Annotated in this window: 24 protein-coding genes; 15 read left to right on the forward strand and 9 right to left on the reverse strand. The window is 71.0% G+C overall.

Translation table 11 applies throughout. The features are described 5' to 3' along the window. Positions 1–72: 72 nt before the first annotated feature. From ORI60_RS24755 to ORI60_RS24790, 8 genes are all read right to left on the reverse strand, one after another. A complete protein-coding gene (locus tag ORI60_RS24755; RefSeq protein WP_266040209.1) occupies positions 73–237 on the reverse strand; it encodes a thiomuracin/GE37468 family thiazolyl RiPP peptide in 165 nt (54 codons plus the stop codon). Between the two features lie 126 nt (positions 238–363). Continuing rightward, a complete protein-coding gene (locus tag ORI60_RS24760) occupies positions 364–1,596 on the reverse strand; it encodes a coproporphyrinogen-III oxidase family protein (RefSeq protein WP_266040210.1) in 1,233 nt (410 codons plus the stop codon). 21 nt (positions 1,597–1,617) lie between these two features. Further along, positions 1,618–2,736: a methyltransferase gene (locus ORI60_RS24765; protein WP_266040211.1), complete on the reverse strand. Its 1,119-nt coding sequence runs from the start codon at positions 2,734–2,736 to the stop codon at positions 1,618–1,620. Positions 2,737–2,765: 29 nt separating this feature from the next. Beyond that, a complete protein-coding gene (locus tag ORI60_RS24770) occupies positions 2,766–3,413 on the reverse strand; it encodes a DUF5969 family protein (RefSeq protein ID WP_266040212.1) in 648 nt (215 codons plus the stop codon). 117 nt (positions 3,414–3,530) lie between these two features. Continuing rightward, positions 3,531–4,538, reverse strand: coding sequence for a cytochrome P450 (locus ORI60_RS24775; RefSeq protein WP_266040213.1), 1,008 nt, complete (start codon positions 4,536–4,538; stop codon positions 3,531–3,533). Next, positions 4,535–6,766, reverse strand: coding sequence for a lantibiotic dehydratase (locus ORI60_RS24780; RefSeq protein WP_266040214.1), 2,232 nt, complete (start codon positions 6,764–6,766; stop codon positions 4,535–4,537). Before ORI60_RS24780 ends, ORI60_RS24775 begins: the two co-directional genes overlap by 4 nt. Then, entirely contained in the window at positions 6,763–8,472 is a 1,710-nt protein-coding gene (locus ORI60_RS24785) for a TOMM precursor leader peptide-binding protein (protein WP_266040215.1), read from the reverse strand. Before ORI60_RS24785 ends, ORI60_RS24780 begins: the two co-directional genes overlap by 4 nt. Then, positions 8,457–9,125, reverse strand: coding sequence for a TetR/AcrR family transcriptional regulator (locus ORI60_RS24790; protein WP_266040216.1), 669 nt, complete (start codon positions 9,123–9,125; stop codon positions 8,457–8,459). The genes ORI60_RS24785 and ORI60_RS24790 overlap by 16 nt, the downstream gene beginning before the upstream one ends. 533 nt (positions 9,126–9,658) lie before the next feature. Between ORI60_RS24790 and ORI60_RS24795 the strand changes: the two genes are divergently transcribed. The 15 genes from ORI60_RS24795 to ORI60_RS24865 all read left to right on the forward strand — a co-directional run bounded on the left by ORI60_RS24795 (position 9,659) and on the right by ORI60_RS24865 (position 24,595). Then, positions 9,659–10,855, forward strand: coding sequence for a zinc-dependent alcohol dehydrogenase (locus ORI60_RS24795; RefSeq protein WP_266040217.1), 1,197 nt, complete (start codon positions 9,659–9,661; stop codon positions 10,853–10,855). Continuing rightward, positions 10,852–11,739 (forward strand): SDR family NAD(P)-dependent oxidoreductase, encoded by an 888-nt coding sequence (locus ORI60_RS24800; RefSeq protein WP_266040220.1) that lies wholly within the window; start codon positions 10,852–10,854, stop codon positions 11,737–11,739. Before ORI60_RS24795 ends, ORI60_RS24800 begins: the two co-directional genes overlap by 4 nt. 206 nt (positions 11,740–11,945) lie before the next feature. Beyond that, positions 11,946–13,514 (forward strand): serine/threonine-protein kinase, encoded by a 1,569-nt coding sequence (locus ORI60_RS24805; RefSeq protein WP_266040221.1) that lies wholly within the window; start codon positions 11,946–11,948, stop codon positions 13,512–13,514. Positions 13,515–13,585: 71 nt separating this feature from the next. After that, positions 13,586–14,152 carry a hypothetical protein gene (locus ORI60_RS24810; RefSeq protein ID WP_266040222.1) on the forward strand — a complete coding sequence of 189 codons (567 nt, stop codon included), beginning with the start codon at positions 13,586–13,588 and terminating at the stop codon, positions 14,150–14,152. A gap of 640 nt (positions 14,153–14,792) precedes the next feature. Next, positions 14,793–16,340 carry a PucR family transcriptional regulator gene (locus ORI60_RS24815; RefSeq protein WP_266040223.1) on the forward strand — a complete coding sequence of 516 codons (1,548 nt, stop codon included), beginning with the start codon at positions 14,793–14,795 and terminating at the stop codon, positions 16,338–16,340. Positions 16,341–16,424: 84 nt separating this feature from the next. Next, positions 16,425–17,684: an NAD(P)/FAD-dependent oxidoreductase gene (locus ORI60_RS24820; RefSeq protein WP_266040224.1), complete on the forward strand. Its 1,260-nt coding sequence runs from the start codon at positions 16,425–16,427 to the stop codon at positions 17,682–17,684. Between the two features lie 7 nt (positions 17,685–17,691). Further along, positions 17,692–17,871, forward strand: coding sequence for a hypothetical protein (locus tag ORI60_RS24825; protein WP_266040225.1), 180 nt, complete (start codon positions 17,692–17,694; stop codon positions 17,869–17,871). A gap of 124 nt (positions 17,872–17,995) precedes the next feature. Next, positions 17,996–18,445 (forward strand): GreA/GreB family elongation factor, encoded by a 450-nt coding sequence (locus ORI60_RS24830; RefSeq protein WP_266040226.1) that lies wholly within the window; start codon positions 17,996–17,998, stop codon positions 18,443–18,445. Between the two features lie 65 nt (positions 18,446–18,510). Then, the gene (locus ORI60_RS24835; protein ID WP_266040227.1) at positions 18,511–20,760 is read left to right on the forward strand and encodes a polyprenyl synthetase family protein; all 2,250 of its coding nucleotides are present in this window, start codon (positions 18,511–18,513) and stop codon (positions 20,758–20,760) included. Then, complete coding sequence (locus tag ORI60_RS24840; RefSeq protein WP_266040228.1) at positions 20,760–21,380, forward strand: ABC transporter ATP-binding protein; 621 nt, start codon at positions 20,760–20,762, stop codon at positions 21,378–21,380. The genes ORI60_RS24835 and ORI60_RS24840 overlap by 1 nt, the downstream gene beginning before the upstream one ends. Then, positions 21,380–22,195, forward strand: coding sequence for an ABC transporter permease (locus ORI60_RS24845; protein WP_266040229.1), 816 nt, complete (start codon positions 21,380–21,382; stop codon positions 22,193–22,195). The genes ORI60_RS24840 and ORI60_RS24845 overlap by 1 nt, the downstream gene beginning before the upstream one ends. An 85-nt stretch (positions 22,196–22,280) precedes the next feature. Beyond that, positions 22,281–22,991, forward strand: a complete 711-nt coding sequence (locus tag ORI60_RS24850) for a type VII secretion target (protein WP_266040230.1) — start codon at positions 22,281–22,283, stop codon at positions 22,989–22,991. Between the two features lies 1 nt (position 22,992). Beyond that, a complete protein-coding gene (locus ORI60_RS24855) occupies positions 22,993–24,015 on the forward strand; it encodes a CHAP domain-containing protein (RefSeq protein WP_266040231.1) in 1,023 nt (340 codons plus the stop codon). Beyond that, positions 24,012–24,290, forward strand: a complete 279-nt coding sequence (locus ORI60_RS24860) for a YbaB/EbfC family DNA-binding protein (RefSeq protein ID WP_266040232.1) — start codon at positions 24,012–24,014, stop codon at positions 24,288–24,290. Before ORI60_RS24855 ends, ORI60_RS24860 begins: the two co-directional genes overlap by 4 nt. Further along, the gene (locus ORI60_RS24865) at positions 24,287–24,595 is read left to right on the forward strand and encodes a hypothetical protein (protein ID WP_266040233.1); all 309 of its coding nucleotides are present in this window, start codon (positions 24,287–24,289) and stop codon (positions 24,593–24,595) included. The genes ORI60_RS24860 and ORI60_RS24865 overlap by 4 nt, the downstream gene beginning before the upstream one ends. Here ORI60_RS24865 and ORI60_RS24870 read toward each other — a convergent pair. Beyond that, positions 24,592–25,362, reverse strand: a complete 771-nt coding sequence (locus tag ORI60_RS24870) for an ESX secretion-associated protein EspG (protein WP_266040234.1) — start codon at positions 25,360–25,362, stop codon at positions 24,592–24,594. The genes ORI60_RS24865 and ORI60_RS24870 overlap by 4 nt on opposite strands. Between the last annotated feature and the right edge of the window lie 20 nt (positions 25,363–25,382).

Consider the following 25,382-nt stretch of genomic DNA (forward strand, 5'->3'; position numbering starts at 1 on the left):
CCCCCCCCCCCGCGCGGGCCGGGGGGGGGGGGCCGGGGCCCCGCGGGCGGGCCCCCCCCCCGCTCCTGGATGTCACGCAGACGGGCTGCAGGAGCAGCACAAGCCGCACACGCAGTTGCACGAGGCGCCAACCTCGGGCATCCCGTGCCCTGCGGTCAGTGACTCGACCTCCATGCCGCTGTCCGCCATCTCGAAGACGTCCATGGGCAGGTCGTCGAGGTTCAGCTCCGGAATCATTCGCTCATCTCCTTCCTGGTGTCCCTCTTGTCTTCACGAGTCCGCGGTCGACCAACGGCCCTTCCCACCGGAGGAAGGGCACACGGAGTCGCGAAGTTTCTGTGGTGGAGGCGGAACCGGCGCGGGTCAGCCTGCGTTTTGCTCGGTCGCCGCGTACAGGTCGACGCTGTTCATCGTGATGTAGGCCGACGCCATGTCGTCGCGGTGCAGGCGAATGCCCCGCTTGTCCACGATCAGCCTGCCGCGCCGGTTGACCTGTTCGAGCATCCGCCGCACCGCGGGTTCCTCGCACGCCGCGCGCAGCGACCGGCCGGTGCGCAGCTGGAACGTGCGCGCGTCCATGCCGTCCACAGTGGTCAGCGCCTGCGCGAGGAAGTGGAGCACGAGGTGCGGTGAGTACGCCGGCGTGTCCGAGTCGAACCGCTGGGGCGCCGCGCTGAACCTGTGCAGCGCTCCGCGTTCGTTGAGCAGGAAGCGTCCGCCGATCAGCGAGTTCGCGCCGGATCCGAACCCGATCCAGTCCATCGTGAGCTTGTAGTAGACCTCGTCGGACTCGCAGCGCGGCGCGCCGAAGTACGCGGTGGCGTACTCGTCGAAACCGTGCCGCGCCAACAGGTCGCGGGCGTGCACGTAGGACCGCAGCTGCTCGTCCACGTCGATCTCGCTGGTGCCGCGGCGCACCTGCTTGCGCATCACGGTGCCGTTCGTCGGCCGGTAGGGGTACACCGAGAAGTGGTTGACCGGCAGGGTGACCGCGTGCCTGATCATCCTCTCCACCTCGTCGACCTCCTGGCCGGGGAACCCGACGATGAGGTCGATGTTGATGTTCTCGAACCCCGATTCGGCAGCCGCGAGCACCGCGCGTTCGGCCTGTTCGGCGTTGTGCACCCGGCCGATCCGGCGCAGCCGGGTGTCGTCGAACGACTGCACACCGATGCTGATCCGGTTGAACCCCGCCGCCCTGAACAGCCGCAGCTTCTCGGGGTCCATCGACTCCGGGCTGCCCTCGATCGTGGCCTCGACGAGGTCTCCCAGGTCGAACCGCCGGTGCAGCGCGCCGGTCACCGCCTCGATCTCGGCGAGGGTGAGGATGCTCGCCGTGCCGCCGCCCCAGTACATGATCCTCGGCCGGTAGCCGCGGGAGTTCAGCGTCGGGGCGTGGGTCTCGATCTGTTCGACGAGCGCCTTGATGTACCGCTGCCGGAGCGACGTCTCGGGGGTGAGCCGCAGGTCCGCGAGCGGCACCTCGGTCACCCAGTCGCAGAAGTGGCACTTGGAGTTGCAGAACGGCACGTTCACGTAGATCAGCAACGGTGGCGCGGTGACGGCGCCGGGGCCTGTGGGCGGTGTGGTCGACATGGCTGTCCCGTCAGCAGTGGGTCAGACGAACCAGACTTCGGCGGACCGCTTGGTCGCGGAGACGTCCAGCAGCTGCGCCTTCCCGCCACCGCGGCGCGCGCACAGCTCGTAGAAGGCCACGTGCGAGCCGCCCAGTTCGGCGTAGTCCTGGGCGTAGAGGTCCTGCAGTTCCTCGGCGGGCCTGCCGGAGATCTGGCTGGACATCAACGACATGCTGCGCAGGAACGACGAACCGTGGTGCGCCTCGACGTGCGCGGTGACGGAGAGCAGGACGTCGAAGTCGCTCTTCGCGGCCCACTCGCCGAGCCCGTCCATCACGACCGGGACGTAACCGTCGCTGAGCACGCAGCCGACGATGCGGCAGGCACCCTTGTCCGACAGGTGTTCGGGCAACCCGTTCAGGATGGTCCAGGAGATGTCGAACCCGTCCCGGCCACCGTCGCCGACGAACGCGAACTGCACCTCCTCGGGCACCGGCAGCAGCGGCGGGTTCGACACGATGTCGTCGAACACCTCGCCCTCGACGGCGTGGTACAGGTCGCCGAGCCGCACCTCCATCCGGTCCTGGAGGTCGTTCATCGCGATGTTCGTGCGGCACAACGCCGCCGCGACCGGGTTGATCTCGACAGCGGTGACCCGCGCGCTGCGGATCGACGCGGTGAGCGCCTGCACCCCCGGGCCGGCGCACAGGTCGAGCGCGCGGCCGCCGCGGTGGGTGACCATGCGGTGCACCAGGGCGAGCGAGTCGTCACCGAAGTACATGGTGGGGGAGGGGTGCGGCCGTTGGCACCACAACCACTGTCCCATGGGGCGCAACAGGATGAGGTTCGGCAACCACACCCCGCCTTGTCCGGTGTGCATCAGGCCCGCCTCGGTGAGCCCCGGCACCACGGCGGCGACGCGCGGCGGCAGGTCGTCCAGCGGTACCGCGCGACCCAGCAGGAACAGTTCCATCAGCGTCCGGAGTGGACCGTCGAGCTTCGCCGCGGTCTGCGCCCAGACGTGCGCCTGGGCCTTCTGCGGCAGGAACGAGGTCAGGATCTCGCCGTACCCGACGCGGTCCAGTGCCGCTGCCAGTTCCCTCAGGTCGGCGGCGATCGCCACCTCGTCGATGTCCGCCTCGAGCGCGCTGCTGAGCATTCCCCGCCTCCGTGGTGTGTGTTCTGTGGTCAGCGAACGAGCGTGGCGACGATCTCGCGGTCCGCACCGTCGGTCCTGACGTGCAGGTCGAACTCGACACCGCGGTAGTGCGACCGGTTGACGGTGACGCCGTCGGGTGCGTTCGCGTCGGTGACGACGGTGGACTCGTCGAGCACGACGCGCTTGAGCATGGTCCGCTGGTAGAACGTCGACAGGTACTTCTCGCTCAGCCGCGCGGACAGCTCGCTGGTGGCGTACTCCGGGTGGATGGTGAGCTTTCCGCCCGTGGGTGCGGCGGGTGCGCCCTGGTAGAACGGGTTCGGCCGCACCTTCTTCGCCACGTCGCCCCGGTTGGCGATGGCGGTGACGCCGCCGCCGTCGGAGATGCGGAACGAGATGTTGGACCCCGACGGCGGGCGCGGATCCGCACCGATCTCGCACAGTTCGACCATCGAGTGCACGGTCGCCAGCCAGGCCTCACCGCTCAGCGCCGCCAGTTTCGCGACGAACGCGGCGAACGCCTCCGGCCGGTCGAACGCCCGGTCGACACCGGCCGCGCGCAACGCCCGTTCCGGGTCGGCCCGCAGTTCGCCCGCCGCCGCCGGATCCTCGTCCACCTTGCGCAGGTACGCGGACAGCACGCGCAGCCTGTCCGCGTAAAGCTGTTCTGCTGACACGATTTCTCCCGCCGAGACTCTCGATGATCGCTTGGGGCAAGGCTATGACCGCCTGGAGAGCACCAGCAAGAAACGCGCACCCGCTGACCAAATCCGTGTTTTCGGTTTTCCGCCCCACTACGCGCGGATCGGGATCCCCGCAAGTGGGCTGACCGAGAGTTCCGTGCACGTGCGGCGCAACGCCGAGACGTCACCGTCGACCACGAGGTCCGGCGCGTGCTCGGCCAGTGCCGCGATCGCCACGCGCAGCTCCATCCTGGCCAGTGCCGTGCCCAGGCACGCGTGCGGTCCGCGGCCGAACGTCAGGTGCCTGCCCGCGTCCGGATCGCGGTTCGCGGCCGCGATCGAGGGGATCACCAGCGCTCCTCCGGGGATCGTCCGTCCGTTGAGGACGACCGGCTCCGTGGTGCGGCGCAGGAAGATCCGATCACCGACGGGCGCGTCCCGCAGGGTGTCCTCGACCAGTTCGGCGACGCGTTCCGGGTGACCGGCGAGCTTCGGCAGCTCCTCGATCGCCGTGAGCAGGCAGTAGCCCAGCGCGGACACGACGGAGGCGTGCCCGCCGAAGACGATGTTGAACACCACCGCGAGCAGGTCACCGCCGACCTTCCCGGACAGCACCTCGTGCAGTGCGCCGAAGGCTTCGGCGCGGTCCGGCACGTCCGCCAGGGTGACCACCGTCCGCAGTGGAGCGAGCGCTTCGGCCGGCAGGCCGACGAGCTGCCCGACGAACAGGGTCAGCACCCGCTGCGAGAACGGTTCCGCGAAGGCGTTCACGAACTCGGTCCGCCCGCGCAGCGACCGGGCCAGGTCCGCCGCGATCTCCTCCGCGCGCGGCCGCAGGCGCTCCACGCGCGCGGCACCGGTGCGCGCCACGACCAGCCTGCGCAGCCGGTCGTGTTCGGGACCGTCGACGTTGAGCAGGACGCCGCCGTCGTCCTCGGGCACGTTCTCCCTGCTGAACCGGGGGTCGGTCAGCACACTCACCACGTCCGCGTACCGGGTGACCAGCCACGCCTCTCCGTACCGCGAGTCGACCCGTGCCACCGGGCACGTCTGCCTGAGCTCGGCGTACGCGGGATGGATGCCGAGCGGGTGCGGGCGCTCCAGCGGGTAGTGCGTCACGTGTCCTCCACCTCGATCGCGAGCTCCACCGCCCGGTCCGCGTCGGGCAGCACCTCGGTGATCACCAGGTCACCGGTGCCGGACGCGACGAGCCGGTCGAGCTCCAGCACGGACGGCCAGCTGCCGAAGTCGACGAACACGGGCTTGTGCCGTTTGTCGAACGCCAGCCGGTCGCGGGGCAGGGTCAGGCCGCTCGGCTGCACGAAGCACCGCCGCGGCAGTTCGCGGGACCGCAGCCAGGTGTGGACGGCGACGAGGTGGCCGGCGTCGTCGTGGCCGCGCCGCGGGATCTCGTCCCGGCTGACCGTCCACTGCGCCCGCGCGAGCGTGATGCGGCCGAGCTCGACGCGGGGACCGTCGCGGCGGCGGATCGCGGGCAGCGTCGGGTGCGTCAGGTGGGTGGTGCCGAACGCCTCGACCAGCAGCCTGGCCAGCGGTGGCAGCAGGGTTTCCGACATCATGCCCGCGTGCACGGGAACGACCCGCTGCCCGGCGCGCGGCCACCACAGCTCGGCCACCGCGCGGTCGTCGTCGTGCCGGACTACCAGCTCCGCCAGCGGGATGCGGCGCTCCGGTGGCTTCCTGCCGACCGCGCCGGGGAACTCCAGCTCCCAGGCGGTGCCGGGGCGGTGCAGGTTCAGGCTGTGGCCGAAGGTGCCCGGCAGCTCCGCGGCCAGGTGGTCACGTGGCCGGACCGGTACCGCCGTCCAGCGGCTGATGCCGCGGCCGTACCCGCCGTGCGCGGCGTTGAGCACGAGCCTCACGTCGCCGTGCGGGCCGGCGTAGGGCTGGACGTAGCAGGTGATCGGGCCGGGGTCGCGGATCCACGGCGGCACCTCCCGCACGGCGGGCTCCTCGGCGCGCAGTGCGCGCAGCTCGCGCAGGCGGGGATCGGTGGTGCCGGCGAGCGGGTCGGCCTGGTCCAGGAAGTGCGGGTGCAGCGGTGAACCGGGTTGTTCGGTGCGGACGCGGGCGTACACGGCCAGCAACGCGGTCGTGGAGTCCGGGCCGAACCAGTCGCGCAGGCGGTCGGCCAGGGTGAGGCGCAACGGCAGCATCGGGTCGTGGACGGCGAGCCAGCGGCGCACCAGGCGCAGGTCGGCGAGCGCCGGCTCCCAGGCGGGGCGGGCACATCTCACCGGTTCGCCGCGCACGGACTCGCGCAGGACACGGCTGCGCAGCTCGGGCAACGGCAGCACCGGGAGATCCAGCTCGGGCAGCGTCTCGACGATCACCTGTGCGGCGCGGGTGCACGCCGAGTCCGCCGGGTCGCCGTCGCCGAGCGGGGTGACCTCGTCCAGCGCCTTCTGCAGGCGTTCCAGACCCAGTTCCGCGAACGGCCGCGGCTGCTGTCCCGGCACCGGGGGAACCGCTTCGGCCAGGCCCGTCTCGATCAGGCCGGACAGCCCGTTCTCCCGGCCCTTCACCGCGCCCTCGCGCAGTCCGTCCACGACGGCGTCCAGTGACTCGGTGCGCGGCAGCACCCGCACCCGGCCGTCCTGGCCGAGGAAGACGTATCGGTCGCCGGCCACGTGCGCCGACGGTGACAGCCGCAGCACCTTCGGCCGCACCGTCTCGATCAGCAGCCGCAGTCCGACGTCGGCGTCGAGGTCGACCCGCGGTTCGGTGTCCGGGATCTCCCAGGCCGGGCCGCGGTCGACCCACTGAACGCGGTGGACGGTGGTGAACGTGCTGAACGGGCTGGTCTTGGTGGCGACCCTGGTGGCGTAGCGCAGCAGGCTCGCCAGCGTGCCCGCCCGCGGCTTCCGGGCGGGGTCGGCGAGCCACTTCTCCAGATCGGCGGACAGGTCGGGACTGGCGTGCACCAGGCCGTGCCGCACCGCCGGCGCCGCCGCGAGCATCCTCGTGGCGGCCAACGCCTTCCTGGTCTCGTCGGCGAGCACGGCGGGCAGGGCGGCACGGGCGGTGGCGCGCTGTTCCCACAGCGCGATCCACTCCCGCACCGGCCCGGCGAGTTCCCGCGGCAGCACGTCGGTGTGCCTGGGCCTGCGCAGCCCGTGCAGGTCGCGCCGGATCGCGACGAGCCTGCCGCGGTCCGTGCTCGCGCCGATCACCTCGTAGAGCGCCTCGGACAGCGCGGCTGAGCGTTCGACGAGCTCGGTGGTGAGTGCGGCGACGCGGATGGCGAGCGCGGTGGAGTCGGGACACGCCACCGCGTTCAGCGCGGTGAACGGCAGTCCGCCGACCCTGGCGACCGCGGACGTCACGGGAACGGGTGGGGGTCGGGGTTGAGGTCGGCGTGCGTGCGGACGGGTGCGCCTCGGCCGTGCGTCACCGCGGGGTCGAGCAACCTCGGCAGGCCCCACGTGCGCCGGTTCTGCTCACCGAACGTCATCGACACCGTGCCGGGCACCAGCACCTTGACGCACCGCAGCCCTCCCGCGCGGTGTTCCGGTGTGGTGAGGTCGACAGCGATCACGTCGAGCCCGGTCTGTGCCAGCCTGCCGATCAGGAACCGCAGGTCGTCGCTGAGATCATCGTGCTGGAACCCCTCGACGGGACCGGGGAACGCGATCTGCTCCGCGCCTTCGGTGAGGAACGCCAGGCGACCGGCCGCCTCGCGCACGCCGTAGACGAGGTAGTGGTCGATCATCGAACGCACCTGGCTGCCGTCGGCAGCGAGCCGGCGGGCCTGGTCGGCGTGGCCGGGGAAGTGCCCGCGCACGGTCGGCACCATCGGCCCGAGCTCGGCGAGCGCACCGGCGGCGGCCCGTTCCAGGCTCGGTCCCGCGGCGGCCGCGCTGATCGTGGCGGGCTCGTCGGTGTCGTTGCGCGCCAACGCCCACACGCACGGCACGCCGTGGTCCGGCGTGATGTCGTAGCACTCGACCCGGTACCCGGTCTCGGTGGTGATCGCGGCGGCGACCAGCCTGACCTCCGGGTCGGCGGCCGTGGCGAGGTCGATGCGCGGCGCGCGGGCGCGGGTGTACCAGGTGAGCAGGAACGCGTCCCGCTCCAGCACCTCCAGCACACCGTGGAAGATGGCCTCCTCCAGGCACGACCCGAGCGCGCAGCCGTTGGCCAGCTCGTAGCAGAAGGGCCGGTCGTCGGACTGTCCGTAGTGGACGTTGCGTTCGGGCACGAGCACCGGGCGCCGCTGTCCGAAGGAGTAACCCCACACCCAGCGGCACACCTCGTCGGGTGTGAACCGCCGGTACGGGAAACCGGGCAGGTCGTAGTGCTCGGGAGGATGCAGGCCGAGCCGCCGCGGGTCGATCGCTCGCTCGCGCACCTGCGCGTAGCAGGCCTCGACCGTGCTGATCCGGCCGCCGGGGCCGATCGCCCCGTAGCGTTCCAGCGCTTCCAGCAGGGCGATCGCCTGGCTGCGCCGGTAGCTGCGGGACCGGCCGAAGCCCGGTTCGAACGCCGTTTTCCCGCGCAGCCGGATCGGCGCGCCCGCGACGGCGAGCGAGCCGAGCGCGGCCGGGTTCAGCGAGTTCACCAGTCCGCAGTGGTCGTCGACGAAGGTGTCGACGAGCCGGGGCAGCTCGCGTTCGGCGTCCCAGACCCGGTGCCGGTCCGGCGCGGTTTTCGGCCGCGCGGTCAAGCTGAGGTGCTCCGGCCGATCGGGTGGCAGGCCGCCGCAGCGCGGGCAGAACGGGTCCGGCAGGAACCGGTGCCGCGTCACGCTCAGGTCGGTGAGGTCGACCAGCAGCACCGCGTCGTGCGGCGCCACGTCCACAAGCGCGGTGACGACGTCACGCGCGGCGGGTGTGAGCAACGGGCTCGGTGCAGCGACCTGCCGAGGCCCGCCGAGCCGGGTAGCCGCCCGGTACCTGCGCGAGCTCAGGCATTCCGAGCACCCCGGCTCACCGGGCTCCTCGCGCGGACCGACCCGGACCCGCCCCGGTTCGACGACCACCGGCACCACGCCGAGCAGCGACGTGCCGGCCACGGCTACCGCGCCACCCAACGCACGACGTTCTGCTCGGGCTGCACGAGCTCGTCGAAGTCGTCGAGCACCACCCCCGCGGCCGCCGTGACCTGGGCCTGCGTCGGCACCCCCGGAGGTTCGAACGCCCGCCGCACGGTGACGGTGACGGCCCGCTCCAGCTCCCGTTTGTCGGCGCTGCACGACACCGCCGACAACGTCATTCCGCGCAGCATTTCCCAGGTCGCCTCGCGCACAATGCACGGGTCGACCTCCGGGCACAACAAGCCGTTCAGCTGCAATGCCGTTATATAGCGCGAGGCGAACTCGCCGATTGCATCGGTGCGTGAACACAAAATGGGCGACTTCGCGGGCTGCAAAGAGCCCAGCACCACCCGGTCGTCAATCAGCAGTGCCTGCAACAACGGCCGATCGACGAAGATTCGCAGCAGGTTGACCGCCATCCGATGCGCGAGCACCTCGGCCGGATCGCGTTTGACGTGCTCCACCACAGTACACGCCAGCACTGTGAACTCTCGGTCCAGCGCGTCGTAGAAGATCTCGTCCTTGGTGTTCCAGTGCAGGTAGACGCTGCTCTTCGAGACGCCGGCCCGGCTGGCGATCTCCTCGACGGTCACCCGTCGATAGCCTCTCTGCCCCAGTAGCTCCGCAGAAGCGCCGACGATGCGGCTCATTCGCTCGACGCCACGGTGCGGCGCTGTCACGCGTTTTCCCAGTCACATCCGTGCGCATGACACGAACAGATACGGCTCTCCATCACGCCCCCAAAGCGAAACGATAGCCCGCATGTGAAACTCACCCCTGAAGCGCCCAGCCTAACCAGGCCTCCGGACGACCGTCAAGGAGAACTGCGATCTCCTGATATATATCCAAAACCTTTCACGTCCGCCGCACGCGTGAATGCATCGTCGTGATCAACGACATTCCCCCATCTGTGTGCATACTTTCGTCTGAGTCGCCCAAAGGCGAATGTCGCCCATGGGGTTCGGGGGCCGGCCCGCAGGTACCCGGCTGGGTGGCGTCCGTGGCCGCACCCGTTGAAACGGTTTTGAGTCGATTTTCCGAGGGTATTGCTGCCCTGTCATCAAGCAGCCAGGAGGAGAAGTCGTATGCCTCGGATCATCGGCTCGACGGCGGTGCTGAGCGCGATGCCGCGCACGTCGGCCACACCCGCAAGTCTCACCCCGCTGGCGGGGGAGGTGTCGCGGTGAAGGCGCTGACGTGGCAGGGCAACGAGAAGGTCCAGGTCGTCGACGTGCCGGATCCGCGGATCGAGGCGCCCACCGACGCGATCATCAGGGTGACCTCGACCGCGATCTGCGGATCCGACCTCCACCTCTACGGGGTGCTCGGGCCCTACCTGAAGCCGGGCGACGTGCTCGGCCACGAGGCGATGGGCGTCGTCGAGGAGGTCGGTTCCGAGGCGAGCGGTCACCTCAAGGTGGGTGACCGGGTCGTGGTGCCGTTCAACATCTCCTGCGGTCACTGCTGGATGTGTGAGCGCGAACTGTTCGCGCAGTGCGAGACGACCCAGGTGCGCGGCGAGGGCAAGGGCGCGAGCCTGTTCGGCTACACCTCCCTCTACGGCTCGGTGCCCGGAGGTCAGGCCGAGTACCTGCGCGTGCCGCAGGCTCAGTTCGGGCCGATCGTCGTTCCGGACGGCACGCCCGACGAGCAGTTCCTGTTCCTGTCCGACATCCTGCCGACCGCGTGGCAGGCGGTCCGCTACGCCGACGTCCCGCCCGGCGGCACCGTCGCCGTGCTCGGGCTCGGCCCGGTCGGGCAGTTCGCCGTCCGGATCGCGAGGCGGCTCGGTGCCGGCCGCGTCATCGGCGTCGACCGGGTTCCCGAACGCCTCGCGCTCGCCGAACGCCACGGGGCCGAGCCCGTCGACCTCGACGAGTTCGACGGCTCCGACGAGGTGGCGGCCGCGTTGATCGGCATGGTGGACGGCCGCGGGCCGGACGCCACCATCGACGCCGTCGGCATGGAGGCCCACGGCGGAGGTCTCGTCGCCGCGGCGCAGAAGGCCGCCGGACTGCTCCCCGACGGCCTCGCCCAGAAGGTGATCGACAAGGTCGCTCTGGACCGCCTCGACGCCCTGCACGCCGCCGTGAAGGGTGTGCGACGCGGTGGCACGGTGTCGGTGTCCGGCGTGTACGGCGGCGAGCAGGACCCGATGCCGATGATGGAGATGTTCGACCGCGGTATCCAGCTGAGGATGGGACAGGCCCACGTCCGCCGGTGGAGCGACGAGATCCTGCCGCTGGTGCTGGATCCGGCCGACCCGCTCGGCACCCTGGACCTGACCACGCACCGCCTGCCGCTCGCCGAGGCCGCGCGGGGCTACGAGATGTTCCGCGCCAAGAGCGACGGCTGCATCAAGGTCGTGCTGAACCCGTGACGGGCCGAGTTGTGGTCGTGGTGGGGGCGAGCAGCGGGATCGGGTTGGCCGCCGCGACGGCGTTCTCCTCTCGCGGGGACACCGTGGTCCTGGTCTCCCGCAGCGGTGAAGCGCTCGACGCCGCGGAGAAGGCCTGCCGGGCGGTGGGACCGGGTGCGGTCGACGTCATCGTCGACGACATCGGTGATCCCGGCGGCGCCGGCCGGATCGTCGGGCAGACCCTCGAACGCCACGGGCGAATCGACGTCGTCGTGCACAGCGCGACGGTGATGGGGTACGGGACCGTGGAGAGGATGCCCTCGGACGTGTTCACCTCGGTCGTGGACACCGCGATCCACGGCACGCTGCATCTCGCGCAGGCGGTCCTGCCTGTTCTGCGGCGCCAGCGCAGCGGCGTGTTCATCGGCGTGAACTCGCTGCTCGGCTCGATCACCGTGCCGCAGATGGGCGCGTACTCCACCGCCAAGTGGGGCCAGCGCGCCCTGTTGCGCACTCTGCAGCAGGAAACGCGCGACGAGCCAGGGGTGCACGTGTGCATCGTGAGCCCCGGCAGCATCAACACGCCGGTGTACGACCAGGCAGCCAACTACACCGGCCATGCGGCGCGGCCACCGTTCCCAGTCCTGAGCCCCGAGCGGGTCGCCGCCGCGATCGTCCGCCTGGCCGACCGTCCACGCCGGCACGTCTCCGTGCGCGTCGGTCCCGCGAACCCCCTCATCATCGCGGGATTCCGTTTCCTGCCCGGCCTTTACGACCTGCTCGTCGGGCCCTTGTTCCGCCTCGCGGCGCTGACGAGGAAGACGGTCCCGCCCACGCGGGGCAACGTGTTCGAGCCGCATCCGGCCGGGGAAGGAACGCACGGGCGGTGGCCCGTCAAACGGTGAACAAGTGCGGGACGGCGTCAGCGCGACGGCGCCGGCGACCAGATTCATCGATCTTCGTCATCACACCCCGGTTCGTCGGTACTCTGCCCTCGGCATCGGAAGAACGGGACCCCCACAACAACATCCGCCGTTCGGCCGACTGACGGAACCACCGGCGGCCGGTGCGCGTCGACTCGAACGGACAGGGCGCTCGGGACACGGGGACGATGACGGAAGAGACGTTCGGGCCGTACCGGATCGGGCAGTTGCTCGGTCGCGGTGGGATGGGCGAGGTGCACCGGGCTTACGACACGGTGCACGACCGGTTCGTGGCGCTCAAGAGGTTGTCGACCGGCAACCACAGCGACGCGGAGTACCGCGCCCGCTTCCGCCGTGAGGCCCGGATCGTCGCGCGGCTGCGTGAGCCGCACGTCATCCCGATCCACGCCTACGGTGAGATCGACGGCCGGCTCTACCTGGACATGCGGCTGGTGGAGGGTTCCGACCTGTCGGACGTGATCCGCGAGGGGGCGATCGAGCCGGCGCGGGCGGTGCGCATCGTCGAGCAGGTGGCGAGTGCCCTGGACGCCGCGCACGCCGACGGGCTGGTGCACCGCGACGTGAAGCCGTCGAACGTCCTCGTGACCCCCGGCGACTTCGTGTACCTGGTGGACTTCGGCATCGCCCGCAGCGTCTCGCCGTCCGCGACGGGTCTGACCGCGTCCGGCTCCGTGGTCGGCACCCTGGACTACATGGCCCCCGAGCGTTTCGAGGGAGGTCCTGTCGACGGCCGCGCGGACGTGTACGCCTTGGCCTGCGTGCTGTTCGCCTGCCTGACGGGCCGGCGCCCGTTCACCGCGGACGGCACCGCCGCCCAGATCTGGGCGCACCTGTACGTGCCGCCGCCGAGGACGTCCTCGTTGAACCCTGCGATCCCGGCGGCGCTGGACGACGTCATCGCTAGGGGCATGGCCAAGAAACCCGCTGACCGCTACGCCACCGCGGGAGCGTTCGCACGGGCGGCGGCCGAAGCCGCGGCCACGCCCGCACCGGAACCCCTGCGCGAGGCACTTGTCGCCGTGGAGCACAAGGCGACCGTTCCCGTGCGCCCAGAACCTGACCCGCCGACCGTCGCCGTTCCCGGCACCGAGTCACGGGTCGAGCAGGCCGTTCTCGTCGCCGCGACCCTGGTGGTCCTGGCCGGGATGGTCGCGATATCGCTGTACTTCGGCAACGGTGACAAGACGAGCGGTTCGGGCAGCACGACGACCACCACGACGAGCAGCACCACGACCGCGACCACCACCACGACGCGGTCGCCGCAGGTCGACTCACTGCTGGCCGCGCTGCCGACCGTCTACCGGGGCGACGACCTGTGCGCGCCCGTCACTCCCGACGGCGGCGCGGTCGCCGCCGTCCGCTGCACCGAGTCGAACTCGTGGAATCCCCGCGAGCCTCCGCCGGACGAGGCCGAGTTCCGGCTGTTCGGCGACCGCGCCGCCCTGGACGCGTACTTCCAGTCGCTGGTGACCAGCAGGGGCATCCCGAGGATCGACGAGGCCGGACGGTGCCGGCCCAAGATCGACCCGATCCACTACACGCTCTACCGCCGCACCAACTCCTCCGGCCCGCTGCCCGGCGAGTTCGCCACGTGCTTCGTCGACGGCGGCAACGCGCAGGTCTGGTGGGTCGACACCCGCACCCTCACCATCGGCGCGGTGAAGAGATCGGGTGACATCAACACCCTCGACAGCCTCGACATCTGGTGGAGCGAGAAAGTCCTGGCGACGCTCTGAGATCTCGCACCGAGCACACCGCTCCGGTCCGGCTAAGGTCGGAAGGAAGTCCACGATCTCAGGGAAGTCGCATGGATGCTGTTGCAGCGCAGGCCCGCGCACTCGCGGCGAGCTCCGGCCGCTCCTACGAAGACGCGCTCCGGCTGGTGCGGATCGAACACAAGACCCGGCTGACCGTGGCGGACGCGAGCTTCGCACTCGGGCATCCGGTGGCGGTGCTCGCGCACTCCGAACTCGAGCCCTCCGTCACGGGAACCACGGGCCGGGGCCCGCACCTGCGCGACGTCCACATCGGGTACGGCGGCGGCTCGTTCCCCGACGTCGTGGTCGTCACGAGCATTCCGCTGCCCGGCGAAGAGTCCGACGACCACCTGCTCGCCACCGTTCTGCACAACTTCCTGCTGCACCACGGCACTCGCCACAACGACACGGCCAGGAGCCAGGTCACGTGGCAGCAGGCGACCGCCGCCACCTCGACGCCGACCGAAGTCACCCTCGACGGCACCGGAACGCCGGCCGTCCAGATCACGGTTCACCGGATGACGGCGGTGCGCGTGCCGTACCTGACCGGCCAGATCGTCGTCGGCACCGCGGGAACCGGCGTACCCGCTCTCACCCTGACCCGCGGTCTTCCCTGAGCTCAGGTCAGCGCCCCGGTTGTCAGCGTGCCTCGCTGAGCCGGGACCCGTGCAGGGCCGCTCACATGTCGTTCCACCACAACAGGCTCCAGTCGGCGGCGAACACACCGATCGGGAGGTCGCCGAGGCGGGCGACGAGCCGGCGGATGCTCGGCGGCACGTGGGTGCCGACGGCGTGGTCGCGCGGCGGTAGCAGACCGGCGGCGCGCAGGTGACGAGTCCAGAGCGGCTCGAACGGCCCGGCGATGATCCAGCGGCGGCTGGAAGTCGTAGGTCCACCGGATCGACGTGCCGGTGCTGTCGGGCAGGAACGACCACTCGCCGCACGCCCTGGACACCAGCTTGCCCAGCACGTTGGTGAAACCGCTGAGCTCGCGCACCTCGGCGACACCGGGGAACGGTCCCCGCGGCTTGAACACCGCAGACAGGTCGATGGGCGTGATCACCCGGTCCCCGCCAGTACACACCCTCGCGGTCTCGTCGAACTCGTGACGTGCGACCGGACTCGACGACTGCACGTCCAAACCGTGCCAGGGCACCACAACCGTCCCAGGTGGACGAAGCCAGGCGCACCGGCCGAGGGTGCCCGTCGCCGGCCCGGCATCTACGGTGGGGTCAGCGGGGGACAGGGAGCTTGCTCATGGTGAGGCTGGACCGTCTGGTCAACGTGCTGGGTGGGTACGGGGTTCGGTTGTGCTGCTGCCCGGTGCCGCGGTCGGCGGAGTTGCGCGGTGTGGTGCTGCGTGATGTCACGGATGACCGTGCCGAGGTCGGAGACGTGCATCTCGCCGTCGGCGCCGAGTCGGTGGCCGAGGCCGTGAGTGCGGCGGTGTCGGCGCGTGCCGTCGTCGTGCTGTTGCGCGGCGGTGAGGAGCTTGTGGCGGACGCCATCGCGGTGGGGGAGGCGGAGGGCGTCGCGGTCATGCTGGCGGATCCGGCGTTGTCGTGGAGCCAGCTGGCGGGTGTCGTCTACGGCCTGGTGCTGGAGGGCCGGGAGACCGAGTCGGGGCGCGGCCCCACCGATCTGTTCGCGCTGGCCGACAGTCTCGCCGCCGCCACCGGCGGTGCCGTGACCATTGAGGACCAGTTGTCGCGCGTGCTGGCGTATTCGGGCCCGCAGCAGGAGGTCGACGCGGCACGGCTGGAAACCATCATGGGCAGGCAGGTGCCCTCGTGGGTGCGGGAACTGTTCGACGCGGCGGGCGTGCGGGCGCACCTGCTGGCGTCCGATGAGCCGCTCTTCGTCTCGGGTGAACCCGCGCGCGGCCTGACCGGGCGGATGGTGGTCGCGGTCCGGGTGGGCAGGGAGCTGCTGGGGGCGGTCTGGGTCGCGTGCTCGGCGCCGCTGGAGGGCGCTCGGCGCACGGCGTTGACCGGTGGCGCCCGGATCGTGGCGTTGCACCTGCTGCGGTTGCGCGCCAGTGCGGATCTGGAGCGCCAGGTGGAGTCGGAGTGGGTGATCCGGCTGCTGGAGGGCACGGCGGACGCCGCGACGGTGATCAGTCAGCTCGGGCTGCCGCCGGGGCCTGCCAGGGTGGTCGCGGTGCGCGCGCACGTCGGTGACGAGCGGCATGCTGCCGTGTTGCTGGCGTTCGAGCAGGTGACCACCGGCTTCGGCTGGTCGCGGCCGGGGCGCAGTGCGTTGGCGGGCAACAGCATCTACACGGTCCTGCCGGGGGAGGGGGTCACCGCGGCGCGGGACTGGCTGGCGGCGTTGAGAGCCGCGCTGCCGGAGAACGTGACGATGTCGGCGGGGATCAGCGCGGTCGCCGAGCCCGCGGACCTGCCGGCCGCCCGCCAGGAGGCGGACGAATGCCTGGCGTTGCACGAGATGCGCACGGGCGACAGGGCCTCACCCGCTTATGACGAGTCGTGGGACGAGATCCTCTTGCAGCGCCTGCGCACCGCGGCGCGGGTCGGCAGGGCATCCGCCCGCGGACCGGTCGCCGACCTGCGCAAGCACGACCGCGAACACGGCACCGACTACGTCGCGACGTTGCGTTCCTGGCTTGAGGCGCAGGGCGATCTGGCCGTGGCCGGCGAGCGGCTCGGGGTTCACGGGAACACCGTGCGCAACCGGCTGCGGAAGATGGGCGAGGTGACCAGCCTCGGCCTGGACGACGCCGCCAAGCGGGTCGCGATGATGATCGACCTCGCCGCGACGGTGTCTGAAACCTACAACCGCTGATCGGCGATTGTAGGAAACGGACAACCGGTGGGCGCCGTGTCCGCAGCATCCTGAAGTCGGGACGACCGATGACAGGAGGCAGGGATGGATGGCGTCGAGCGCCTTGACGGCGGTCCGCGCTCAGCGGTGGTGGCCGGTGCGGGCGTCGTGGGTCTGTCCACGGCGTGGTTCCTGCAGGAACGCGGTGTCGAGGTCACGGTCGTCGACCGGGCCGGTGTCGCGGCCGGTGCGTCTTGGGGCAACGCCGGGTGGATCGCACCCGGCCTGGCGATCCCGTTGAACGAACCGGCGGTGCTGCGCTACGGACTGCGGGCCCTGTTCGACCCGGCCGCGCCACTGCACGTCCCGCTGACCGCCGACCCGGGACTCTGGTGGTTCCTGACCCGCTTCGCCGCCCACTGCCGCTGGTCGTCGTGGGCGAGGGTCGCGAAGGCGAACCTCCCCCTCAACGAGGAGAGCATCGAGGCCTACGACGTGCTCACCGCGAACGGCGTCGAGGCCCCCACGGTCGACGCCCCGATCACCGCTGCCTTCACCTCCGCCGGACAGGCGCGGAGCCTGCTGCGAGAGCTGGAACGCCCTGCGGCGGCAGGACAACCGGTCGAACACACCGAACTGTCCACATCGGATCTGCGAGCCCAGGTCCCGCTGGCCTCGTCCGTGCTCGCGGCGGGTGTGCGCATCGACGGGCAGCGGTTCGTCGACCCCGGCGGATTCGTGCAGGCGCTCGGCAGGTCGGTGGTCGCCCGCGGGGCCGCCATCCGTTCCTTCGAGGTGGCCGACGTCCGCGCGGGCAACTCCGGAGTCACCCTGCGGGCTGAGGACGGCGACACCGTCCACGCCGACGTGGCCGTCCTGGCCACCGGCGCCTGGCTTCCGCGGCTCGCGGCGCGAGCCGGTGTGCGCGTTCCGGTCCGGGCCGGACGCGGTTACTCGTTCACCGTGCCCGTGCGCGAGCCGGTCCACGGCCCGGTCTACCTGCCTGAGGTGCGCGTGGCCTGCACGCCCTACCAGGGAGGACTTCGGGTCGCGGGCACCATGGAGTTCCGCGACCCGGACGCACCGTTGGACCAGTCGCGGGTGGACGCGATCATCGCCTCCGTCCGGCCGCTGCTGGACGGGGTGTGGTGGGAAGACCGCACCGACGTGTGGGTGGGTCCGCGTCCGGTCACTCCGGACGGTCGCGCGCTCATCGGTGCCACACGCTCTCCCGGCGTGTACGTGGCCGGCGGGCACGGCATGTGGGGCTTGGCGCAGGGGCCGGTCACGGGGCGGCTACTGGCGGAGCAGATCACCACCGGCAAGCAACCCGCCGCCCTGCGCGAGTTCGACCCGATCAGGTGACCGCCACGTGAAAACCGAAGGCACCGAACCACCGCTGACCGGCGGCGAGCGAGCCGAACTGGCGTGGCTGCGCAAGGAGAACGACTTCCTCCGCGTCCAGCGCGACATCCTCATGCGCGTGGCCGCCGGCTACGCCCACGACTTCGAAGCGGTACTGCGTCGCAACGACGACCTGCGCCAGCACTGACCACCTTCCTGTCCGTGCGGGTCGCTGGGCCGCCGAACCCGGCCTGCACGGACACCCCAGCCGTCAGGGCGGTACCTCCCCCAGAAACCGCCCTGACGGCACCTACTCCTGCCACGGAGGCACCATGACCAGCACAGCCCCGCGCGTGTGGCTGACACCGCAGGCGCACCACCGGCTCCGCAACGAATTGGCGACCTTGCTCGCGCCGGCGCGCGGTGAGTCGGATCTCCTCTTCCAACGGGATCGGCAGACGCGGATCCGGGAGATCAACGACCTCCTCACCAACGCGATCGCGGGCGAGGATCCTCCGGACGACGGCGTCGCCGAACCCGGCATGGTGCTCACCGTCCGCTTCGACGACACCGGCGAGACCGAGACGTTCCTGCTCGGTGCACGCGGCGCGGAACACGGCACGATCGAGGTCTGCTCGCCGGACTCACCGCTGGGAACAGCGGTGAACGGCGCCCGCCGAGGTGATCAGCGAGCGTACCGGACACCCAGCGGCGCCACGGTCTGCGTGACCCTGCTGAACGCGGTGCCGTACGGAAGGGCGCACGGAGGACGTGCCGGGTGACACCGGCGTCCGTGGCGAGGAGGTGACCGACTTCTCTCCGTCCATGTGATACACATTGCACCCAAATGACTACGGAACGTGAAGAGCGGTGTGCTGTGTGGCGGGACGACTGGCCGTTGCCGGGGGCGGAGATCGATCCGGCGGTGGACGACCTGCCGCACCCGGACTGCGGTGCCGAATGGTGGTACTTCTACGCACACCTCACGACGGAGCACGGTGAGCAACGCGGCCTCGTGCTCGCCTTCCTGCGGCATCTCTCGCGGCAGGAGAAGGGGGAACCGGTCCACGCGCACGCCACCCTGGCGGCACTCAGCGGCGGGGGAGCCCACCGCGTCCGGACGTGGGTCGACCGAGGACTCCTCGAGTCACTGCGCATCGTCACCGAACGCGACACGGTCATCGACCCCGGATTCCGCCAGGCTCTGAGCGAGGTGTTCGCGTCCGGACAGCCGCTGGCCCCCGACAGGCTGCTGACCGGCCCGGTGACGATCGCACCGGACGAGCTGGACCTGCGTTTCGGTGACGTCTCGGCGCTGCGCAAGCTGCCGGACGGCTCGTACCACATGACGTTCACCGCGTCCGACGGCGAGGACGAGAGCATCGATCTCGTGCTGTCGCCGACGAAGCCGCCCATCTCGCAGGTGGGGGACCGCCCCATCCCCAGCCGGTTCTCCGACCGTGCCGGCGGCTACTCCTACTTCGCGCCCAGCATGACGGCGAGCGGCGTGATCGGCTCGGTCCGGGTGTCCGGTACCGGCTGGTACGAGCACACCTTCGGCGAGGAGTGGCTCCGGCTCGACTCCGACCAGCAGCAGGCGCCCGACCGCACGTGGACCTGGCTGGGCGTGCAGCTGGACAACGGCTGGGAGGTCTCGGCCGCGACGGTCGCACACGAGGACGTCTCGACCGGCGAGCAGGTCCTCGTCGACCGGGTCGGGATCGCGTACTCGCCCGAGAACGAGCGGGTCGAGTGCGAGATGGAGATCCGCGGAGACGAGCCGTGGACCTCGCTGTCCACATTGCACACCTATCCGTCGCGGTGGACGCTGTCCGCGCCGGAGCTGGGACTGGACCTGCTGGTGGTGCCCGAGCCCCGGCAGGAGATGCGCACGATGATCACCGGCGGTGCGATCCTGGAGGCGTGGGCCACCGTCGAGGGAACGATGGCGGGTGCACCTGTTCGCGGCCGCGCCTACTGCGAAGTCCTGCCCGGCAACCGGATCGCGCGCATGGAAGGGTTTCTCGGGCGGCTGCGCGAGATCACCCTGGCCGAGGTCCGGGCGCTGTACCCGGACGCGCCCGGTCAGGCCGTCACCGCGGGGCTCGCAGGTGTGGACCCGGTGGGCCTGCCGCACGAGATCGTGCACGAGTCGCTGGTGCGGCCGTTGCGGCACATGACCGACGCCACCGGCCGCGGATGGCGCGCCTTCGTCGCCTGTGCGGCGATCGAGATGTTCGACGTGCGCTGCGACCCCTACCTGCCGCTGCTCGCGGTCGTGGAGCTGACCCACACCGGCAACCTCGTCGTCGACGACGTGGAGGACGGTTCCACCACGCGGCGCGGAGTTCCCGCCGTGCACACGCTGCACGGGGTGCCCACGGCGATCAACGCCGGCACCGCCGCCTACTTCGTGCTGGACCGCGTGGTGCCGCAGATCCTGCCCGACGACGACCGGCTGCGGCTGCGGGTCTACCAGAGCTACCTCCGCGCCCTGCGCGCCGGACACGTGGGCCAGGCGATCGACATCACCGGGCACCGCACCGCGATGGACCTCGCCGTGGCCACCGGGGACGCGACCGCGGTGCTCGCCACCGTGCGCAACGCCCACCGGCTCAAGACCGGCATGCCCGCGCGTGCGTTCGGTGAGATCGGCGCTCTCATCGCGCAGGCCGACGACGCACAGGTCGAGGCCATCGGGAGCTACTTCGAGGCCGTCGGGCTCGCCTACCAGATCACCGACGACGTGCTGGACCTCGCCGGTGCGGCGCGGCCGGTGCCGACGGGCAAGCACAGGGGCGAGGACCTGCGCGCGGGCAAGGTGACCATGCCGTTGCTGCACGCGGTCGCGCTCCTGCCGCGCGAGCGGATGGCCGAGATCTGGGCGGCCGTGCGGGACGGCGACGCCGACGAGGCCGTGGTCCGGGACGTGGCGAGGGAGCTGGTGGCGTGCGGCGCGCTGCAGGCCTGCTACGACGACGCCCAGACGCAGGTCGACGAGGCCTGGGGGAAGCTCGACGTGCTGCTGCCGAGTTCCTTCATGAAGGTCGCCGTGCGCGCGCTGGGCGTCTACGCGGGGCTGCGGGAGGCCGAGTAGTGGTCCTGAAGGCGAACCAGTTGCGGCACTCCTACGGCCGCCGCGAGGTCCTGCGCGGTGTCACCTTCGAGGTACCGCCCGGCGCGCTGGTCGGGGTGGTCGGGGAGAACGGCGCGGGCAAGACCACGTTGCTGCGCATCCTGTGCGGTGAGCTCGCCCCGGCCGGTGGCACCACCGAGCTGGACGGGCGCCTGGGGTACTGCCCGCAGCAGGTGGTGCTCAACGACGCGTTCACCGTCGCGCAGCACCTGGAGTTCTTCCAGGTGGCGTACGGCCTCGCGGACCTGAGCTACGCGTACGAGCTGATGGAGGTGCTCAACTTCGCGGACTATCTCCACGACCGCGTCAGCGTGCTCAGCGGTGGCACGCGGCAGAAGCTCAACCTCACGATCGCGTTGATGCACGACCCGGAAGTGCTGCTGCTCGACGAGCCCTACCAGGGCTTCGACTGGGAGACCTACCTGCGGTTCTGGGACCTGGCGCGACAGGTCCGCGCCCGAGGCCGTTCCGTGCTGGTGATCTCCCACCTCGCCTACGACGCCGAACGGCTCGACGAGCTGCACCGGCTCGACGAGGGAGTGCTGCACACCAGCACGACCATCCACGAGGGACGGTGCTGATGCGCTGCTTCCTGATGGCAGCGCGCATGGCGTTGCTCGAACACTGCCGCAACCGCCTCGCGATGTGGCTGGTCCTGGCGTACCTGCCGATCTGGCTGACCCTGACGCACACGGTGATCGCGCAGACCCCGGTGCCACTGCTGCTGCGGGCCTCCGGTGAGACCGTGCTGGCGAACGTGAACCACGTCTCGCAGGTCTCCGGCGCGATCAACGCCGTCACCCAGATCGTCGGCTTCATGATGTTCATGGTCACGTTCAAGTCCGGGGCGTTCGACCGGCGGCTGGCGATGGCGGGATACCCGCGCGGGCACCTCGTCGCGGCCAAAGTCTGCGCGTTGACCTTCGCCTCGGCACTGATCTCCGGCTACGCCACCCTGATCACCTCGCTGTTCTGGTCCCCGCAGCAGCCAGTGCTGCTCGCGGTGGGCGTGTTCACCGCGGCGCTCACCTACGGCGCGCTCGGCGTCCTGCTCGGCACGCTGGTGCGAGGCGAACTGGAGGGCATGTTCCTCGTGATCATGACCAGCATCATCGACATCGGGCTGCAGAGCCCCGTGCTCAACCCGGACGCGAGCAGTGACGTCCTCACCGCGCTGCCCACCTACGGGGCCATGCAGACGGCGAACACCGCGGGCTTCTCCCACGCCTTCCCGCTCAGCTACATCGCGCTGGAACTCGCGTGGTTCGTCGTGCTCACCGCGGCCGGCCTGCTGATGTTCCTGCGGCACACCCGTGACCAGAGCCGCGTGGACCGCCTGCCCGGGAACGAGCCGGTGCTCCGGACAGCGGAGGCGAGGTCTGCGACTCGTTTGTGACGGTGATCGGTCTGTCCGCGCAACGCTGCTGTCCCAGCGCGCAACGCCGATGTCGCCGGCTTCGCCGTACGGCCAAGCTGACCGCATGAGCAGGTTGAGCCCCGAGCAGATCGCACAGCACGCCCGTGCCGCCGGGTTCGAAGGCCAGGGCCTCACGATCGCGATCGCCGTCGCCCTCGCGGAGTCCAACGGAGACGCGCGAGCGCACAACGCCAGGCCGCCGGACGACTCCTACGGCCTCTGGCAGATCAACATGCTGGGTGCGTTGGGACCCGAGCGGCGCAGGCAGTACGGGCTCGACGCGAACCGCGAGCTGTTCGACCCGCGCGTCAACGCCGAGGTGGCGAACGCGCTGTCCGATGACGGCAGGTCCTGGACGCCCTGGTCGACCTACACCAACGGCGCCTACCGCAAGTACCTCGACGTCGCACGCAAGGCGGCACGGGGCAGCGGGACGCCCTCACGGCCCGGCGGCGGGCGGGGACGCGACGGCGTCGCGGTGGACCCGGCCGCGCTGGACCGCTACGTCAAGCAGGGCAGGGACATCGCGGACGACCTGGCGTCGATCGGCACCAGGCACGTGCGCCAGGTGGGGGAGATCGCCGGCAGCGGTTTCGGGCGGATCGGCAAGGAGACAGGCTTCGCCTCGGCCCTCGAGACGTTCGGAGCGGCGCTGCACCGGCAGGTGAACGGGGTCGGCCGCAACGCCGACCGCCTGGCGCGCTCGACCGGCCGCATGGCACGCGCCTACCGCGCGCAGGACGACGCGATCGCCGACGACTTCAAGCGAGGATGACGTGGACACACGAGCGATCGCGCGCGAGTTCGCCGCCCGGATGGTCGGGCACCGCAACGCGTTGGCGGGCAAGGCCGACGACGCGATGCGCGTGCAGTTCGCGTTGCACCAGGCGGGCAGCGCGCTGGAGGACCAGCAGGACGCCGTGCGCAAGGCGGCCGGAAACGCGCTCGGCCACTGGGAGGGCGCGAACGCGGAGCAGTTCGAACGGCGCTCCGACCGGCTGGCGAAGCAGATCCGGATGACCGCGTCCATCAGCGCCCAGGCCGAGAAGGTGGTGGCCGGAGCGAGCAGTGCGCTGGTCACCGGGCACACGGCCGCGCAACGCCTCGTCGACGAGTACGTCACCAAGGCCTCCGCGGTGCTCGACGCGGGAGTCGCGAGTGGATCGCAGGCCGCGCTGATGAAGGCCGTCGCCGCCGCGGCCGACCTCGAACCGCGGTACACGCGGGAGTCGGTGCGCAACGTCCGGCAGGTCAAGGCGGAGCTCGACGAGGCCGAGCGGAGGCTGAGGGCGCTCGAGAAGGCGGTCGAGGACGACGGGATCGCCGATCCCCGAGCCGCACGGCGCGGTGGTGGAGGCGCGACCAGGCCGTCCGGAGCGAAGGTCCGCAAGATCGTGTCCGCCGCCCGCGGCGAGATCGGCACGCGGGAGAGCCCGCCCGGCAGCAACCGCAACCCCTACGGTCCCACGACCTTCTGGTGCTCGTCGTTCGCCACGGCGATGTGGCGCAAGGCCGGTGTGGACATTCCGATCCTGCCGTTCACCGGCGACGTCTACCGCTGGGGACAGCGCCACGGCAAGGCGTACGGCAACGGCGACCTGAAGCAGAACGTGCGGCCCGGCGACGTGCTGCTGTTCGGCACCGGCCCGCAGAGCCCCTCCACCAGCAAGCACATCGGCATCGTGGAGAAGGTCGAGGGCGGCACCGTCACCTTGATCGAGGGCAACTCCGGCGACCAGGTGCGCCGCAACACCCACCAGCTCAGCAGCACGAAGTTCTACGGAGGAGTGCACCCGTGATCACCGGACACGCGCAGGCCACGGGCATTTCCATCGAGGTCGGCGTGGGCGGCGGGCTTCGCGCCCTCACACTGACCGAGCGGTCGATGCGCCTCGGACGCGCGGCCCTGGCGGACGAGATCCTGACCCTGGTGCGCATCGCCACCGCGCGGGCGAACGAACAGGCCCGGCACACGCTCGGCGACGAGCACCTGGAAACGCTCGGCCTCCACCTCGACGCCGAGCTCTCCGAAGAGATCGAGTCCATCACACCGGAGAGCTGGATGGTCCGATGACGCCCGAGCCGCGCTCCCTCGAGGACGAACTGACCGAGGACGACGAACGCGAACCGCTCGGTCTGCGCGCCGCGCTCGACGCGATCACCCGCACCGCGCGTGAGGACGACGTGGTCGTGACCGTCGACCTGCACGGCAAGCTCGTCGGGCTCGAGCTCGGCCCGCGTGCGGTGGAGCTGAGGCCCGTCGCGCTGGCCGACTGCCTGCAGCGGCTCGTCGCGTACGCCGCCGAAGCCGCGCTGGCCGCTGGTGCGGAGGTGCTCGCGGCCGTGCTGGACGAACCGGTGGAGCTCCCGCTGTCCTAAGCGGACTCGGCCACCAGACCGGTCAGGCGCCGGGTGATCCAGGCCAGGTCGGCGGGGACCACCCGGACCCACTGCTCGCCGCGGACGTCCTCGGTCGTGATGACGTACCGGCCCGCGGTCGTGTCGGACCAGGTGATCACCGGTGACCGCCCTCGGGCGCCGTTCACGGCCAGCTGCCCCGCACCGAGCCTGCCGGCCTCCGCGACCGTGATCAGCGGACGCATCGCGCTGCCCCGCACGCCCGCGTCGGCCAACGCCCGCTCCAGGCCGCCGTAGCCGCTCTCCGCGTATCCCCGCAGTGCCGCCGAGTAGGCCGCGCGCGGCAGCAGCACCTGCTCACCCGGCCCGGCCGGGCGGTCGCCGAGCACCCTCACCACCGCGTGCACCAAGCCTTCGGCCGCGAAGGGTTCGAGCGCGAGCTCCTCGGTGTTGAGCACGGCGAGCACGCCCCGGCTGCCCCGCACCGCGGCGAGCACCCGCCACGGCTGCTCGCCGAACACCACCGCGTCGACGGACGTCGTGTGGTGGCGCAGCATCCCGAGCAGTTCCTCGAGCTCGGGGTCGACCTCGTCGTCGCGGATCAGACCGGCGCTCGCCAGCGACGCGAACACCTCGGTCCCCAGCTGGTCCCGGTCGGCCTCGGTGGCACCGTGGGACGGCACGTCGAGCGCCAGGGGCGGATCACCGAAGCCGAGGTCCTCCCACACCAGGTCGAACTCCAGGTGGGACAGGACGACCGCGCCGGTCGCCGGAGAACGCCGTGCCATCAGAACTCCCGTGGTTAGTC

This window comes from Lentzea sp. NEAU-D7 (genome assembly GCF_026242055.1).
Classification (GTDB): Bacteria; Actinomycetota; Actinomycetes; order Mycobacteriales; family Pseudonocardiaceae; genus Lentzea.

Coding starts and splice junctions, on each gene's coding strand:
- ORI60_RS24755 (WP_266040209.1), bottom strand. CDS start 237: ATGATTCCGGAGCTGAACCTCGACGACCTGCCCATGGACGTCTTCGAG.
- ORI60_RS24760 (WP_266040210.1), bottom strand. CDS start 1,596: ATGTCGACCACACCGCCCACAGGCCCCGGCGCCGTCACCGCGCCACCG.
- ORI60_RS24765 (WP_266040211.1), bottom strand. CDS start 2,736: ATGCTCAGCAGCGCGCTCGAGGCGGACATCGACGAGGTGGCGATCGCC.
- ORI60_RS24790 (WP_266040216.1), bottom strand. CDS start 9,125: ATGAGCCGCATCGTCGGCGCTTCTGCGGAGCTACTGGGGCAGAGAGGC.
- ORI60_RS24805 (WP_266040221.1), top strand. CDS start 11,946: ATGACGGAAGAGACGTTCGGGCCGTACCGGATCGGGCAGTTGCTCGGT.
- ORI60_RS24810 (WP_266040222.1), top strand. CDS start 13,586: ATGGATGCTGTTGCAGCGCAGGCCCGCGCACTCGCGGCGAGCTCCGGC.
- ORI60_RS24815 (WP_266040223.1), top strand. CDS start 14,793: ATGGTGAGGCTGGACCGTCTGGTCAACGTGCTGGGTGGGTACGGGGTT.
- ORI60_RS24820 (WP_266040224.1), top strand. CDS start 16,425: ATGGATGGCGTCGAGCGCCTTGACGGCGGTCCGCGCTCAGCGGTGGTG.
- ORI60_RS24830 (WP_266040226.1), top strand. CDS start 17,996: ATGACCAGCACAGCCCCGCGCGTGTGGCTGACACCGCAGGCGCACCAC.
- ORI60_RS24835 (WP_266040227.1), top strand. CDS start 18,511: ATGACTACGGAACGTGAAGAGCGGTGTGCTGTGTGGCGGGACGACTGG.
- ORI60_RS24845 (WP_266040229.1), top strand. CDS start 21,380: ATGCGCTGCTTCCTGATGGCAGCGCGCATGGCGTTGCTCGAACACTGC.
- ORI60_RS24850 (WP_266040230.1), top strand. CDS start 22,281: ATGAGCAGGTTGAGCCCCGAGCAGATCGCACAGCACGCCCGTGCCGCC.
- ORI60_RS24865 (WP_266040233.1), top strand. CDS start 24,287: ATGACGCCCGAGCCGCGCTCCCTCGAGGACGAACTGACCGAGGACGAC.
- ORI60_RS24870 (WP_266040234.1), bottom strand. CDS start 25,362: ATGGCACGGCGTTCTCCGGCGACCGGCGCGGTCGTCCTGTCCCACCTG.